Below are 15,929 nucleotides of genomic sequence, written 5' to 3'. Positions count from 1 at the left end.
TGATTTTTGTAATTTTATCTAAGCTAATTCGCTATGCGATTAGTCCAAGATTTCGGTGATTTGACCCGAACCTACCGTACGGCCACCTTCACGGATTGCGAAACGCAGACCTTTGTCGCAAGCAACCGGAGTGATGAGTTTCACGTTGATAGTTACGTGGTCACCAGGCATTACCATTTCTACACCTTCGGGGAGAGTGATTTCGCCCGTTACGTCAAGCGTACGGATGTAGAATTGAGGACGGTAGTGGTTGTGGAACGGAGTGTGACGACCACCTTCTTCTTTCTTCAAGATATAAACTTGAGCCTTGAATTCCGAGTGGGGTTTTACTTGTCCCGGGTGGCAGATTACCATACCACGTTTGATTTCGTTCTTGTCGATACCACGGAGCAACAGACCTACGTTATCACCAGCCTCACCTTCGTCGAGGATCTTACGGAACATCTCAACACCGGTTACAACCGATTTCTTGTCGGCACCCAAGCCCAGGATTTGTACCTCGTCGCCAACTTTTACGCGACCGGCCTCGATACGACCCGTAGCAACAGTACCACGACCAGTAATCGAGAATACGTCCTCAACAGGCATCAAGAAGGGTTTATCAACATCACGCGGAGGCAGAGGAATCCAAGTATCTACGGCATCCATCAACTCCATGATTTTCTCTTCCCATTTGGGTTCACCGTTCAAGGCACCGAGGGCAGAACCACGAATGATAGGTGTGTTGTCACCATCATATTCATAGGCGTTGAGCAACTCTCTCATCTCCATTTCAACGAGTTCGAGCATCTCTTCGTCGTCAACCATATCACATTTGTTCAGGAATACAACGATACGGGGAACGTTTACCTGACGAGCCAACAGGATGTGCTCACGAGTTTGGGGCATAGGACCGTCGGTAGCTGCAACCACGATAATTGCACCATCCATCTGAGCAGCACCGGTTACCATGTTCTTTACATAGTCGGCGTGACCCGGGCAGTCAACGTGTGCATAGTGGCGGTTTGCAGTTTCATATTCTACGTGCGAAGTATTAATCGTAATACCACGCTCTTTTTCCTCAGGTGCGTTATCGATCGAGTCGAACGAGCGCATTTCAGAAAGACCCTTCTTAGCGAGTACCATCGTAATGGCAGCGGTCAAGGTCGTTTTACCGTGGTCTACGTGACCAATAGTACCAATGTTTACGTGGGGTTTGGTACGTTGAAACTGTTCTTTTGCCATAGTTTTGTATTTTTTTATAAAATTGATTAGCGTTCTAAAAACTTGGAGCCGATGACGGGATTTGAACCCGTGACCTCTTCCTTACCAAGGAAGTGCTCTACCCCTGAGCTACATTGGCAATATTTCTTTTCGAGTGAAAGATCGACTTCAACACCTGTGGGAGATTCGACCCGGAGAACCGACGGCTTTTCATCGTACCGTTTTCGCCTCTTTCTTGTGGGCAAAGATGGATTCGAACCACCGAAGGCGTAAGCCAGCAGATTTACAGTCTGCCCCATTTGGCCACTCTGGTATTTGCCCCTTTCAGTCTTTTCGTTTTTCATCGAGAGCCGCCGCCCTCTCATCTCACTCCGCTCTTCGTTCGGGACAATTTTGCACCCGCTCTTCACAGCTCATATCGGTGAGAAACGGGTGCAAATTTAGGCATAATTTTTAAACTACAAAAATATCGGAGCTTTTTTTTTATTTTTCCCTCATCTTTTCTTTCAACTTCACGAGTTGCTTGATGAGAGCTTCGATAGCAACATCGACCGCTTCTTCAAAAGAATCAGCCACTTTGCTCGAAAATACCGACTCGTTGCGAGGCACAAATACTTTTATGCCCGCTTCTTTATTTTGCGCAGTCTCGGGCTTTACCACCTTCAATGAAACTTCTACGGCAATGATGCCATCGTAATATTGTTCGAGTTTGGAAACTTTTTTCTGAATGAATTTTTCCAACTTCTCCGATGCGTCGAAATGAATAGCTTGAATACGGATTTCCATATTACCTCCTTTTTTTATGGCTTTCTTTGGGGGAAAGCCTGGTTATAACTTTGTTTCAGTTCTTCAAACGTGATATGTGTATATACTTCGGTTGAAGCTAATGAATGGTGCCCGAGCAGTTCCTTGACACTGTTGAGCCCGGCTCCGTTGTTGAGCATGACCGAGGCAAAGGTATGACGCAGTACGTGCGGACTTCGCTTCTCGAGGGTGCACACCTGCGACAAGGCTTGTTTCACCACCCGATAGACCAGTTGCGGATAGAGGGGCTCTCCGTTCTTCCTTATAAAGAAGTATTCGGCATCGCCCAACCCGGCTTCGCTACGCATCCGACGGTAGTCGGCTATCAGTTCGGCCAACTCGGCTCCGTAAGGGACCAACCGCTGCTTGTTGCGTTTACCGGTCACTTTTATCTCTCCTTCGCGCACATCCTCGTCTTTCAAGCCTATCAGCTCGGCCCGACGGATGCCGGTATTATAGAACATCTCGATGATCAACTTGTTGCGCACGCCTTCCAGGTCATCGCCATACGACACGTCGTCGAGCAACTCGTCCATGGTATCGCGCCGCAAATAGACCGGCAATTTCTTCCTCACCTTGGGTACCCGTACATCGTTTACCGGACTGCCCGCCACAACCGACTGACTTACCAGATAACGATAGAACGCCCGAAGCGAGGAGACCTTGCGCGAGATACTGCGAGCCGTAAGCCCATCCTCAGACAACGAGGCTATCCACTCCCTCACCTGCTCGGGGGTAACCTGTTGCAGCTCACACCCGGGCTCGAGGGTTTCAAGGAACGCTTTAAACTGAAACAAATCGTTTTTATATGACAATACGGTATGAGTAGAAAGATTCTTCTCATACCGGATATATCTTAAAAACGATTCGACCAGCATAACTCGTAGCTTTTACTTACGCTACGAATATAAGGGAAATTATTGAAAAATCCAATACCTGCCGGCAATAAAAAAATTACTCTTCGTTCTGGTGGAGCTTCTGGATGTAGATAGCCCGCATCATCTTTTTACGGTTCGTTACCGACGGTTTTTCAAATGCCTGACGGTTACGCAATTCTTTTATTACACCTGTTTTTTCAAATTTCCGTTTGAATTTCTTCAAAGCCTTTTCGATGTTTTCGCCTTCTTTTACTGGAACTATAATCATAATTATTTAGATATTAGTTTATTTATTTCCTTTTGAACAATTGCGGTGCAAAATTATAGATTGTTTTGTGATTAGCAAAACTTTCGACCCCTAAAATACACCTTATCCATAAAATTTATAGAAAGGGGCGCCGCCAGACATTCATCTTCGTTCCAATATTTTCACACGCTTTTATCTTCGTATTTTCTCAAATATGACTACCTTTACAGGCAAATGATTTTTTTTCTTTCGGGCAACGATAATACCGGCAAGGGCTCGATACAACGATTTCCGCTCAGGCCGATGCCGGGAATTACCGCTCGGATAGGGACAAGACACACATATAAAAAAGAGATATTATGAGCAAATCGACATTACCCCGACTGAAAGCCCTGCGCGAAGAGATGGGCAAAGCCGGTATTACCGCGTTTATCATACCGGGGACCGATCCGCACCAAAGCGAGTATTATGCCAGTCACTGGGCTGCACGCACCTGGATTTCAGGATTTAACGGATCGGCCGGAACCGCTGTCGTAACCACCAATCAGGCCGGACTGTGGACCGACTCTCGCTACTTCCTGCAAGCAGCGCAACAACTCGAGGGCTCGGGTTTCGAGCTCTTCAAAGAGGGGTTACCCGATACGCCCACCATCGAACAATGGCTCTTGAAGACTCTGCCGCAAGGGGCTACCGTAGCTATCGACGGTACGCTGTTCGGGGCTTCGCAAGCCGCCAAGATGAAACAGAACTTCGAGAGTCACGGACTTCACTTCGTCTCCGACTTCACTCCCTTCGACACCATTTGGGAGGGGCGTCCCTCGATTCCCAAAAACGAGGTATTCATCCACGAGGAGAAATATAGCGGCGAGTCGGTGGCCGACAAGATGAACCGCATCATGGAGCAGGTGCACCAAGCCGGAGCCGAGGCGCTGCTGCTGGCTGCTCTCGACGAGATTGCCTGGGCCTTCAACATCCGCGGCAACGACGTGGAGTGCAACCCCGTGGTGGTTTGCTACGCTTATATCGACGACGACCGCCGCATCCTCTTCATCGACCAGGACAAGATTGGCGACACCGTATGCCAATACTTGAAAAAGAATGCCGTCGAAATCATGCCCTACGACAGCATCTTCGACTTCGTGGGCTCTCTGCCGGTCGAAAAAAAGGTATTCGTCGACACCAACAAAATCAACTATACCTTATTAAATAAACTCAACGCCACCTCCGTGTCGGGACAATCGCCCATTGCCCTGCTCAAGAGCATCAAGAACGAGACTCAACTGGCCGGCACCCGCGAGGCCATGATTCGCGACGGTGTAGCTCTGGTTCGCTTCTTCCGCTGGCTCGAACAGAATATCGACAGCGGCAAAGTGACCGAGATTACCGTAGCCGAAAAACTGCGTGAGTTCCGCTCGCAACAGAACCTCTACGTGGGCGAGAGCTTCGCCACCATCGCCGGCTTCAACGAGCACGGCGCCATCGTCCACTACACGGCTACCCCCGAGAGCAACGCCACCATTACCCGCCGCGGATTCCTGCTCATCGACTCGGGTGCCCAATACCTCGACGGCACGACCGACATCACCCGCACCATCTCGCTGGGCAACCTCTCGCCGCGGCAGAAACGCGACTTCACGCTGGTAATGAAGGGGCACATCGCACTGGCCACTTGCCACTTCCCGCAAGGCACCCGGGGCTCGCAGCTCGATGCTCTGGCCCGTCACTTCCTGTGGGACGACCACCTCAACTACCTGCACGGCACAGGCCACGGCGTGGGCCACTTCCTCAACGTGCACGAGGGACCGCAAAACATCCGCCTCGAAGAGAACCCCACCCCGCTCATGCCGGGCATGATTACCTCGAACGAACCGGGTCTCTACCGCACGGGCGAGTATGGCATCCGTTGCGAGAACCTCATTCTCACCATTCCCGACTACCAGAACGAGTTCGGCATGTTCTACCGCTTCGAGACCCTCACTCTCTTCCCCTTCGACACCGAGGCGCTCGACCTCTCGATTATGACCGAGAAGGAGATCGAATGGCTCAACAACTACCACGAAATGGTATACGACCGCCTCAGCCCCATGCTCAACGAGGAGGAACAGCAATGGTTGCACCGTAAGACTACATCTATCTAACGGATACAAACTAAAAAAATAGATTCGATATGGCACTTATAAAATCTGTGCGGGGCTTTACCCCCAAGGTCGGCAAGAACTGCTTCCTGGCCGACAATGCCGTACTCATAGGCGATACCGTCATCGGTGACGAATGCAGCATCTGGTTCGGAGCCGTGTTGCGGGGCGATGTCAACTCGATACGCATCGGCAACCGGGTGAACATTCAAGACGGTGCGGTACTGCATACCCTCTACGAAAAATCGACAATCGAGATTGGCGACGACGTGTCGATAGGCCACAACGTGACCATACACGGAGCCACCATACACAACGGAGCCCTCATAGGCATGGGCTCGGTCGTGCTCGACCATGCCGTAGTGGGCGAAGGCGCCATCGTGGCTGCCGGTGCAGTAGTGCTGAGCAAGACGGTTATCAAACCGGGCGAACTCTGGGGCGGGACTCCGGCCAAATTCATCAAGATGGTCGATCCCGAACAGTCGAAGGAAATCAACCAGAAGATTGCCAAAAACTACCTGATGTACTCGACCTGGTACGAAGAGGAGTAACCCCTACCCTTCAACCCATACACCGAGGGGCTGCCTTTGCGGGCAGCCCCTCGGTGCGTTTAACCCGGGAGCAGGCGGGGCATAACCTCTGGTTATAGATTATAACTACAAAGAAATCATAACTTTTGAAATAAAAACCTACCTTTGCAGCGCGAAACCGGAAAACCACCCGACGGGTAAATGTGTTTTCCCCGGGAAACGGCCCGGTCTGTTTCGCCGCTCAAGTCAATAATACAAAACAAAACACTCTAATATTCAACTGTTATGATCAGCGAAAAACAAGGAAACGTACTTCATGGTATTCTATTGATTGTACTCTTCTCGTTTTCGGCTTTCTACATCGCCGAGATCCAGTTTATAAAAAATCTCTCGCTCAGTCCGCTCATCGTGGGTATCGTATTGGGCATGCTCTACGCCAACAGCTTGCGCAACCGGCTGCCCGAGACCTGGGTGCCGGGTATCAAATTCTGTTCGAAACAGATTCTGCGCGCCGGTATCGTACTCTACGGTTTCCGCCTGACGCTGACCGATGTGGCCGCCGTAGGTCTCCCGGCCATTCTGGTAGACAGCATCATCGTTTGCGGCACCATCTTCCTGGGCATCTTCCTGGGCAAGCTGCTGAAGATAGACAAAGACACCGCCCTGATTACCTCTACCGGCAGTGCCATCTGTGGTGCAGCTGCCGTACTCGGTGCCGAGCCGGTTATCAAGTGCGAAGGCCATAAGACCGCCATCGCCGTGTCTACCGTAGTCATTTTCGGAACCATTGCCATGTTCCTCTACCCCATCATGTACCGCTCAGGACTGCTCTCCAGTCTGTCCGATACCCAGGTAGCCATCTACACGGGAAGTACCCTGCACGAAGTGGCCCACGTTGCCGGTGCAGGCAATGCGATGGACCCCACCGATACGCTGGGCATTGCCGGTACAGCCACCATCACCAAGATGATTCGTGTCATGCTCCTGGCCCCCGTATTGGTCATCATGAGCTTCGCCCTTGCCGGACGTAAAAAAGTATCAGCCGACGGCACAGTGGCCAAGAGCAAGATTACCATTCCCTGGTTTGCTTTCGGATTCATCGGCATCATCTGCCTGAATTCCTTGCTCCAGTACCTCTTCGATGCCCCGACCGTAAAAGACATTCCCCTGAACGGAGCCATCGAATACCTCGATACTTTCATGCTGACCATGGCCATGACGGCACTGGGCGCCGAGACCAGCATTGACAAGTTCAAACAGGCAGGAGCCAAACCTTTCATTTTGGCCTTCGGGCTCTTCATCTGGCTGGTGGGCGGTGGTTACCTGCTGGTTAAATGGCTGGTCTAAGCAAGCCACTTTCTTCTCAAGGAAAAGGAGATCTCAAGATAAAAAAAACAATCCCCCTTGCCGGAAGCATGTAGCTCACAGGCAAGGGGGATTGTCGTATAGGTTCGTTTCGCAGCACAAGGGGGCTCAAGGGCCGCCCTTCTCCACATCGGAAACCGGCACGGCCTCATGGCCATCAGCCCCGACGGCGTTTCTCGTCGGGACGGTTCTTGGAGGTTGTGCCCCGGCCCCGTGTATGGTCGGCCGAAGCACTACGCCCGGCAGCATCTTTCTTGTCGACACGCTCGGCCCGAGGTTTGGCCGGTTGTGCTCTGCGACGGCCCGACTCGTGAGCAGCAGCCGGAGCGGCATGACGGGTGCGACGCCCGCCTTGCGAATCGCTCTCGCGCCCCTCTGCAGCCCGATTGCGCGCCGGACGGTGGGTCGACCGCTCCTCGGCAGCCTCGGCCCCGAACGAGCTGTTGCGGCGCGACGAAGCCCCGTAACGGCGCAACTTGTACTCGCGCTGTTCCATGGGGATGTAGTGCAGCGGTTCGCCGTCGATTTTCACCTTGTCGCCCTCTTCGACCCGGCTGCCCAGTGTGGCCAGATGGCCGTTGATGGTGACCCGTTCGTCGGTAATGAGTTTGTCGGCCTCCCGGCGAGAGCAGAAGCCCGAGTCGCTGATGTATTTGTTGAGCCGGATACCCGGCAGAGTCTCTTTCTTTGCCATAGTCATAAAATATTTTTCAGTTATCCCAATACAATGTGTTCGGCCTCTACCGGCTCGTGAAGGAAGAGCGTAGCCGCCTCGGAGAATTTGCCGGTTGCCTCGGTGGTGAGGTAGCGGCAGTGGCCACCCTTCGAGCAACGGGTTTCGATCTCGGGGTGACGGTGCAGATAGTCGGCCAACCGGTCGGTTACCAGCGGCCCCTGTACCACCACCGATACCGACGGGGGCAGATATCTCCTGATCTTATCGAGCAACAACGGATAGTGGGTGCACCCCAGCACCACCGTATCGATGGCGGGCGACTGGGCCAGCAGTTCGTCGATGTACTTCTTCACGAAGTAATCGGCACCGGGACCCTGCGCCTCGTTGTTCTCGACCAGCGGAACCCACATGGGGCAAGCCTGTCCGTAGACCTCGTAACCGGGGTACATCTTCTTGATTTCCATCTCATACGATCGCGACTGTATGGTACCCGGCGTAGCCAACACACCTATGTGGCCGGTGCGGGTAAGCTCGGCCAGCGCCTCGACGGTGGGGCGTATCACCCCCAGCACCCGACGATCGGGAGCAATGCGAGGCAAATCGTTCTGCTGAATGCTGCGCAGCGCCTTGGCCGAAGCCGTATTGCAGGCCAGTATCACCAGCGAACACCCCTGATCGAAGAGGTGCAGCACCGCCTGCTTGGTAAACTCATAGACAATCTCGAACGAACGTGTACCGTATGGCGCCCGGGCGTTATCGCCCAGATATAGGTAGTCGTACTGGGGCAATCCCCGACGCACCTGCTCGAGTATGGTGAGGCCGCCGTAACCCGAGTCGAAGACCCCGATGGGGCCCATCGTCGTATGCTCTTTGTTTACATTCATCTCTGTTCCCGTATATATGGAAAAAGGATGATAAGTTACATTATCACCCTTTTATACAGTCCCTCGACGAGGGAATAATTATTTCAAGCCCAATTTGGCTTTTACCAACGGAGTTACATCTTCGCTGGGTGCGCCCTGATAGATGACAATAGGATAGGCCAAGTCGAAGATATAGGTGTATTTGCCTTCGGCACCTACCGACTTGATGGCGTCCATCAGTTTCTGTTGGATAGGAGCGAAGAGGGCCTCCTGTTGTTTCTGGATATCTTGAGCGGCCATTTCGCGGAAGCTCTCGATACGCGATTGAGAATCCTGAACCTCTTGCATGCGACGGGCACGGATTGTCTCGGGAATCGTGTCGCCCAAAGCCATATACTCTTTATATTTCTTGGTAAACTCTTCCTGAATCTTCATGAATTCATCCTCATACTTCTTGTTAATATCTTGAAGAGTCTTCTCGGCAGTTGCTTTCTCGGGCATCAGCATGAAAATCTCCTGAGAATTTACGGTACCGAATTTAAGGGCCTGTTGCGCTTGTGCCATGAAGCTCAGCGAGCAGAAGCACACAGCAGCAAAAAGAAGTTTTTTGATCATACTATATTTTTGTTTTTATTGTTAGTTACGAATAACAGTGCAAAAGTACGCAATTATTTTGAATATCCTAACTTTGCGAGCACTTCATTACTAATATCTATCTTGGGTGAAGCAAAAATGATATTGGGCGACGAAGCTCGGTCGATAACCATCGAGTAGCCTTTCTCCTCCGAAATTTTCTTGATGGCATTGTAAATGTCGTCCTGGATAGGTTTCATCAGACTCTCGCGTTTTTTGAACAGTTCGCCTTCGGGGCCGAAGTATTTCCGACGCAACTCTACCACTTCGGTCTCCTTGTCGCGAATCTCCTCTTCGCGTTTCACCTTCATGTCTTCGGTCAGAAACACCAGGTCCGACTGGTAGTTCTGATACATGGTCTTGGCCTCGGCCGCCTTGTCGTCGCACTCTTTTTGCCAGCGTTGCGACACCTGGTTCAACTGCTCGTTGGCCATCTCGTACGAAGGTATGTTCTTGAGAATATACTCCATATCGATCAACGCATATTTCTGGGCTACCGACGAAGCGGCAAAGGCTATCGCCGCGATCGCCAAAAGAACTATTCTTTTCATATCACATTTCAGGGTTTTAGTTATACATTTCTACGTTCTCGGGGAGAGACCGAACCAATCACCACAGTCTCCGAAAAATAAAGATAGCGCGATTCTGGTAAACCGCGCCATCCTTTTAGAGCATTTAACACAAAATATATCTGTTTTTTCACAAATTAAAATTCCTGACCCAGGATGAAGTGGAAGTGGCTTCCGCCCCGTTCGCCCTGCACCTTGTCGAAACCGTAGGCCCAGTCGATACCCATCAGACCAATCATCGGCAGGAAGATGCGCACACCCACACCGGCCGACCGTTTCAGCGAGAAGGGATTGAAATTCTCGAGTTGGGTCCAGGCGTTACCACCCTCGACAAAGGCCAAACCGTAGATGGTCGACGAGGGTTGCAACAGGAACGGGAAGTGTAGCTCCATCGAGAAGCGGGTGTAGGCCCGACCGTCGGAGTAAGGCGTCAGTGAACCGTTGTCGTAACCTCTCAAACCGATAGTCTCGGTAGCGTAGGTGTAGGAACCGGTCATACCGTCACCACCCACATAGAAGGTTTCGAAGGGGGTCTGCTTGTATCGGTTGTAGGCACCCAGCAAACCGAAGTCGGCGCGACCCATGAGCACCAGCGTATACTTGTCGGAGTTGTTCAGCGGCGTGTACACACGGCTCTTGAACTTGATCTTGTAATACTCGATCCAGCGGTAGAGTTTCTCGCGGTCGGCTCGCGACGAGCTTTCGTAGAGGCTCTTGTAGTCGGTCTTGGAGAAGAGCGAATAGGGCGGCGTGAACTGGGCCGAGAGGGTGAACTGCGAACCGCGGCGGGTGTAGATGGGGTTGTCGATAGAGCTACGTCCCAAGGTCAGGCCCAGCGTGAAGCTGTGCGACGTACCGTTCTGCATGTAATAGAGGTACTCCCAGTTCTTGAGGATATAGGCCTGGTAACCGAGCTCGGCCATGAAGGTGAAGTAGTCGTCGGGCCACTCCAACCGTTTACCGAAGCCGAACGACACACCCACCATCTGCAACGACTTGTTGGGGTCGAGGGCATTCTCGTAGGCATTCTGGTAGTAGTCGTTGTAATAGTTGTTGTAGTAGCTGCCGTAACCTCCATAATAACCGCCATACAACGCATTGTTGTAGATGCTGTTGTAGGCATTGCTCAGGAACGAGCTCTCGATACCGGTCTGGCGGCTGTAATAGGCCGAGAACTGGAACGAGTTAGGACGCTTGCCACCGAACCAGGGGTCGTAGAACGAGATGCTGTACTGCTGATAGTAGCGGGCATTGGTCTGCGCACTGATGGTGAAAGTCTGTCCGTCGCCCTGCGGGATAATACCCTTGAACGATTTGGGGTTCAACAGGTTCTTGATGGAGAAGTTGGTGAATTTGAGACTGAGTTTACCAATTACACCCGTCTGGCCCCAACCGGCCGAGAATTCAATCTGGTCGTTGGCCTTCGACTCGAGGTTGTAGATAAGGTCTACCGTACCGTTCTCTTCGTTGGGCTCGGGTTTGATGTCCATGGTCTCGGGGTCGAAGTGACCGGTCTGGGCAATCTCACGGGCCGAACGCATGAGGTCCGACTTGCTGAAGAGTTCGCCCGGCTTGGTACGCAGCTCACGACGGATAACGTGCTCGTACAGACGGTCGTTACCGTTGATGACCACCTTGTTGATGCGGGCCTGCGGACCCTCGAAGAGGCGAATCTCCAGGTCGATGGAGTCGTTCTGTACATTCCCCTCGATGGGCACCAGCTGGAAGAAGAGGTAACCGCGGTCCATGTAGAGGTTGGCCACGGCATCTTCGTCCTCCATGGTCCGCTTGTTGAGCATCTTCTGGTTATAGACATCGCCCGGCTTCATGCCCAGCACGGCCGAGAGGTAGTCCGAGGGATAGATGGTGTTGCCCACCCAGTCGATGTTGCGGATGTAGTATTTGTCGCCCTCGTCGATGGTGAGGTAGACGTCGACGGTCTTGTCGTTGTAGCGTACCACGCTGTCGCTCACGATGGTTGCATCGCGGTAGCCCAGCTCGTTGTACTTCTCGATAATGAGGTTCTTGTCGTTTTTGTAGTTCTCCTCGACAAATTTCTTGGTACGGAAGAGGTGGAGCAGGTTGCCCTTCTCGTTGGTCTTCTTCATAGCCCACTTGATCTTCCGGTCCGAGAGAGCCTGGTTGCCCTCGATGTATATCTTGTGAACTTTGATTTTCTCTTTCTTGTCGATGTAGATGTCGACGATTACCTCGTTTTCGTGGGTGAGGTCATCGGTCTGCCGGATGTTTACCTCGGCATTCTTGAAGCCCTTCTCCTCGAAATGTTTCTTGATGATGGAAGTGGCACGGTCGACAATGTTGGGGGTAATCTGGTTACCCTTCACCAGCCCCAGACGCATCTCCAGATCTTCGCGCTCGCTCTTCTTGAGGCCGTGGTAATTGATTTGCGAGATACGCGGCTGTTGCTTGAGCTGAATTTCGATCCACGCCTTGTCGCCATAGGTCTTGGTCAACTTGATGACCACGTCGGAGAAGAGGCCCTGCCGCCAGAATTTCTTGGCAGCATCGGTAATGGCGTTACCGGGAATCTCGATTACCTGTCCCACCTCGAGCCCCGAGTAACCGATGAGCACATAGTCCTCGTAGTTGGGTGCACCGGTCACGGTAATACCGGCAATTTCGTATTTCTGCGGAATAGCCGAGTAGACAACTTTGGGGTTGTATATCGTGTCGAGCTTCTCTTCATTCTGTGCGATTGCCGCCCATGAACACAAAGACAATGTCAAAAAGACGGCCAGATACCTTAAAGGCATATTATACTGTATTTTCAAGTTCAAATTCTTCATTTATAGTTGTTCACTCGTTTTGCCGAACCGACGTTCACGCGACTGGTACTCGACAATGGCCTGGTAGAGGCTCTCGCCGGTAAAGTCGGGCCAATACTCCTCGGTAAAATAGAACTCGGCATAGGACAACTGCCACAGCAGGAAGTTACTGAGGCGTATCTCGCCGCCGGTGCGGATGAGCAAATCGGGGTTGGGCATGTCGGCCGTGGTCATGTAGCGATCGAGGGTTGTCTCGGTGATGTCGTCGACAGCCAGACGACCGGCCTCGACCTCCCGGGCAATGCAGCGGGCGGCACGGGCAATCTCCCACCGCGACGAGTAGCTGAGAGCCAGATTCAAGACGATGCGTTTCCCGCCCGAGGTGTCGCTGATACACTTCAACAGACGGGCTTTGACGTCGGCCGGCAGACGGTCTATGTCGCCGATGACCGACAGGCGCACCCCCTTCTCGATCATGCCGGGGGTCTCGCGTTCGATACCGAAGACCACCAGAGCCATCAGGGCGTCGACCTCGGCTTGCGGCCGGTTCCAGTTCTCGGTCGAGAAGGCATATAGCGTAAGGTACTGTACCCCCACCTCGGCGGCGGCATCGGTAATTTCGTGGACTACGTCGAGTCCCTTGCGATGGCCCTCCGAGCGATCCAGTCCCCGCTCTTTGGCCCAACGGCCGTTGCCGTCCATGATAATGGCGATGTGCTTAGGCACACGAGTACGATTTATCTGCTCTGCGTATGTCATGTTTTTCAACGATTATCGTTGTTACAAATTTCTTTCTTGCGGCCAAATTCATACGTGATCGAAAACAACGTCGTTGAAAACCAATCGGTATTCTTCAGCACGCTACTCTTTATATTGTAGGGGTCGCTCAATGACTTGCCGTCGAAGCTGTCGCCCAACGTCTTGTGCATGGCAAACTCCAAACTTATGTTCCAGCGCGGGGCTATCTTGTATTTCACCCCTACTCCTAACGAACCGTCGACACTCACGTAACCACTCTCGACGGTCGAATATCCTACACCGGCCCCGGCCAGCAAATAGGGCGACAGGCGCTTGGTACCCAGATAGGAGTAACCCATTCCGTAGTTGAAAAAGTTGAACTCTATCTGTCCGCCCAACCGGTATTGCCAACTCTCGAACGAATAGTCGCTCCCGTTGGGAAACCGGTTGTCGAAGTCGCGGGTATCGCCCGAAAACTGCATGGCCGAAAAATCGGTCTTGACAGCCCACCGGTAGTTGAGCAAAAAGCGGAAGACCCCGCTCACCGCCACTCCCGGCCGGTGCCACGGCGACACTTGGTTCGCATCGCCCATATAACAGCTTATGCCTCCGGCCAGACCCGCATCGAAGCGGTAGTCTTGTGCCGACACGGCGGCCGTGCAACTGATCAACATCACTAATATCGGAATTATTCTTTTCATGTGCGCGCCATTTTTACATGCCTACATACATAAAACGGAATAATCCGATGAAAAGTATATGTCCCGTTCACTCTCCCCCATCGCTATCAAGGTATAGGCGGATACCGCAGGCGTCCTATCGCGCCCCGCCATATCTGGTTGTAGACGGTACCCGAGTTGTTTTCTCCACCAAAGATATAGATGTAGGGAATCTTGTAATCGTCGTTGGCTCGCGTGGTGGCCATGCCGGCTACCTGACGCACGGGCATGAATCGCCACAGCGGCGATGCCTTCTGTGAAGCGCTGAAGTCAGAGCCGATGACCAGCACCGAGGCAAAGGCCCGCGGATTGATATAGGAGGGCATGGCCAGCGATTCGGGGGCTGCGGTCCACGTATTGCCGTTGTTGACCGAGACATATACCGAGTTGGATGCCCCGTCGGCCGTGCGGCCGCCGATGACAATCCACGAGGTGTATTGGGTCGTAATCCAATACTGGTTGGTCGTAAAGGTGAAATAGGGGAAGAGCAGCGCTCCCTCGCAGGGCTTTATCGACCCGGCGAGCTGCGCCCACGCTTCACCGTCGTAGCCCCAGGTGGCACCCGTCAGGCTGTTGTTGGCCGTGCGGCCGCCAATCATAATCGACTGGGGGGTATTCAGGTCGTACTCCGACACAAAGGTAACCATCTGGCTGCTGCCCGTGATGGGGAAGTTTTCGGGTACGGGATAGGGCGTGAAACCCTCGGGACGCGGATAACAGTCGTGCTTGTAGACCCCGTTGTCCAGGACGACACCCAGCACGCGCGACTTCCACGAACCTACCAGCGAGTAGAAACTCTGGCCCGTCGCGGTCCAGTTCGCACCATCTTCCGAGCGATAGAGCACTCCGCTCTGGTCCAACATATAGAGGGCGTCGTCGGTCGCCTGAGCCGACTGCACATTGGGTGTAAAGGCACTCAACGGCTGCGAGGTCCACTCGCCGGCATAGGGGTCGTCGGTCGCATATACGGTACAGGTCGAATTGGACTCGATAAACGAATAGGCTTTCCCCTTAAAGTAGACCGCCTTCTGCGCCGTCACGGCAACACCTTCGCCACACGGCAGCGGCTTCACCCCGAAGGGGGCGTTCCAGTAGAGCGAGTCGGGGTCCATCTGATGCACGTTGACCTTCAGCGAATACCACTTCTCGGTCACCCCGTTCTGAGCGGTCACTACCAGCGACACCTTCGATGTAAAGTCAATCGAGTCGGTAGGCGAAGCCAGATAGTCGATGGTATCGTTTTTGGTGGCATCGCCGCGATCCATGATGATTTTTGCCTGTGCCACGTTGTCGAACGAAATGTTGGCAATCAAGGCCGATACGTCGGTACCCACCGGCAGGGAGTCGGCATTGAAAATCTGCCCACCGTTCAGGTCGATGGTGAAGAATACGGTATCGAGATTGGCCAACACCGAGTCGTTGGCTGCCAAAGAGAAGCTGGTAACCCGCACACTCTCCGAGATGGTATAGGTTATCTCCTCGTCATCGGTAGAGTTGCACGAAATGCCAGATAAAAACAGAGCGGCTATACACAGAAAAAAGTATATTTTTTGCGTCTTCATCAACTGATATGCGTTACAAGTTTGCAGTTACAATCGGCAAATTTAGCAACATTTTTTTCTTTGCATACTACAAACTCCGATAATTATAATTATTTATGGATAAGCCTCTACTTGTCGCTTAGGCTTTTCCGAGTTCAAAATGGCGAAAGGTGAACGTATGGGCAAACACTTCGAATTTGTTATGCCCAACCGCATCCGGTTTCCGTGAAACAAAAATAGCA

The 15,929-nt window shown here is 52.5% G+C and carries 15 protein-coding genes and 2 tRNA genes; 3 read left to right on the top strand and 14 right to left on the bottom strand.

Features of this window, described 5'->3' with window-relative positions; translation table 11 throughout:
• Window positions 1-39: 39 nt before the first annotated feature.
• From tuf to rpsU, 6 genes are all read right to left on the bottom strand, one after another.
• Window positions 40-1,224 (bottom strand): elongation factor Tu, encoded by a 1,185-nt coding sequence (tuf, locus tag NW211_RS04395; RefSeq protein WP_025279249.1) that lies wholly within the window; start codon window positions 1,222-1,224, stop codon window positions 40-42.
• A gap of 43 nt (window positions 1,225-1,267) precedes the next feature.
• A tRNA-Thr gene (locus tag NW211_RS04390) sits at window positions 1,268-1,342 on the bottom strand.
• A gap of 99 nt (window positions 1,343-1,441) precedes the next feature.
• Window positions 1,442-1,524: transfer RNA gene (locus NW211_RS04385), tRNA-Tyr, on the bottom strand.
• Between the two features lie 162 nt (window positions 1,525-1,686).
• Window positions 1,687-1,989 (bottom strand): ribosome hibernation-promoting factor, HPF/YfiA family, encoded by a 303-nt coding sequence (hpf, locus tag NW211_RS04380; RefSeq protein WP_087408316.1) that lies wholly within the window; start codon window positions 1,987-1,989, stop codon window positions 1,687-1,689.
• Between the two features lie 14 nt (window positions 1,990-2,003).
• Window positions 2,004-2,885 (bottom strand): tyrosine-type recombinase/integrase, encoded by an 882-nt coding sequence (locus NW211_RS04375; RefSeq protein ID WP_258327047.1) that lies wholly within the window; start codon window positions 2,883-2,885, stop codon window positions 2,004-2,006.
• A 76-nt stretch (window positions 2,886-2,961) separates the two neighbouring features.
• Window positions 2,962-3,153, bottom strand: coding sequence for a 30S ribosomal protein S21 (gene rpsU, locus NW211_RS04370; protein ID WP_025279246.1), 192 nt, complete (start codon window positions 3,151-3,153; stop codon window positions 2,962-2,964).
• Window positions 3,154-3,491: 338 nt separating this feature from the next.
• Here rpsU and NW211_RS04365 point away from each other — a divergent pair, with 338 nt between their 5' ends.
• From NW211_RS04365 to NW211_RS04355, 3 genes are all read left to right on the top strand, one after another.
• On the top strand, window positions 3,492-5,270 hold the full coding sequence (locus NW211_RS04365) for an aminopeptidase P family protein (protein WP_258327046.1): 1,779 nt from the start codon (window positions 3,492-3,494) through the stop codon (window positions 5,268-5,270).
• A 29-nt stretch (window positions 5,271-5,299) separates the two neighbouring features.
• Complete coding sequence (locus tag NW211_RS04360; RefSeq protein ID WP_087408312.1) at window positions 5,300-5,818, top strand: gamma carbonic anhydrase family protein; 519 nt, start codon at window positions 5,300-5,302, stop codon at window positions 5,816-5,818.
• Between the two features lie 264 nt (window positions 5,819-6,082).
• A complete protein-coding gene (locus NW211_RS04355) occupies window positions 6,083-7,144 on the top strand; it encodes a YeiH family protein (RefSeq protein ID WP_087408311.1) in 1,062 nt (353 codons plus the stop codon).
• A gap of 175 nt (window positions 7,145-7,319) precedes the next feature.
• Here NW211_RS04355 and NW211_RS04350 read toward each other — a convergent pair whose 3' ends face one another.
• The 8 genes from NW211_RS04350 to NW211_RS04315 form a co-directional block, all read right to left on the bottom strand.
• Window positions 7,320-7,856, bottom strand: coding sequence for a S4 domain-containing protein (locus tag NW211_RS04350; RefSeq protein WP_258327045.1), 537 nt, complete (start codon window positions 7,854-7,856; stop codon window positions 7,320-7,322).
• Between the two features lie 20 nt (window positions 7,857-7,876).
• Window positions 7,877-8,722 carry a glutamate racemase gene (gene murI / locus NW211_RS04345; RefSeq protein ID WP_258327044.1) on the bottom strand — a complete coding sequence of 282 codons (846 nt, stop codon included), beginning with the start codon at window positions 8,720-8,722 and terminating at the stop codon, window positions 7,877-7,879.
• A gap of 78 nt (window positions 8,723-8,800) precedes the next feature.
• Complete coding sequence (locus NW211_RS04340; protein WP_087408310.1) at window positions 8,801-9,316, bottom strand: OmpH family outer membrane protein; 516 nt, start codon at window positions 9,314-9,316, stop codon at window positions 8,801-8,803.
• Between the two features lie 53 nt (window positions 9,317-9,369).
• On the bottom strand, window positions 9,370-9,885 hold the full coding sequence (locus NW211_RS04335) for an OmpH family outer membrane protein (RefSeq protein WP_087408309.1): 516 nt from the start codon (window positions 9,883-9,885) through the stop codon (window positions 9,370-9,372).
• A 155-nt stretch (window positions 9,886-10,040) separates the two neighbouring features.
• The gene (locus NW211_RS04330; protein ID WP_258327043.1) at window positions 10,041-12,677 is read right to left on the bottom strand and encodes an outer membrane protein assembly factor; all 2,637 of its coding nucleotides are present in this window, start codon (window positions 12,675-12,677) and stop codon (window positions 10,041-10,043) included.
• A 33-nt stretch (window positions 12,678-12,710) separates the two neighbouring features.
• A complete protein-coding gene (locus tag NW211_RS04325) occupies window positions 12,711-13,448 on the bottom strand; it encodes an isoprenyl transferase (RefSeq protein WP_087408308.1) in 738 nt (245 codons plus the stop codon).
• A 5-nt stretch (window positions 13,449-13,453) separates the two neighbouring features.
• Window positions 13,454-14,128, bottom strand: a complete 675-nt coding sequence (locus NW211_RS04320; RefSeq protein ID WP_258327042.1) for a porin family protein — start codon at window positions 14,126-14,128, stop codon at window positions 13,454-13,456.
• Window positions 14,129-14,214: 86 nt separating this feature from the next.
• A complete protein-coding gene (locus NW211_RS04315) occupies window positions 14,215-15,708 on the bottom strand; it encodes a DUF6242 domain-containing protein (RefSeq protein WP_258327041.1) in 1,494 nt (497 codons plus the stop codon).
• Window positions 15,709-15,929 lie beyond the last annotated feature (221 nt).

Origin of the sequence: Barnesiella sp. ET7 (genome assembly GCF_024733785.1) — a bacterium.
GTDB lineage: Bacteria > Bacteroidota > Bacteroidia > Bacteroidales > Barnesiellaceae > Barnesiella > Barnesiella merdigallinarum.
This window is presented reverse-complemented; position numbering and strand designations above follow the sequence as displayed.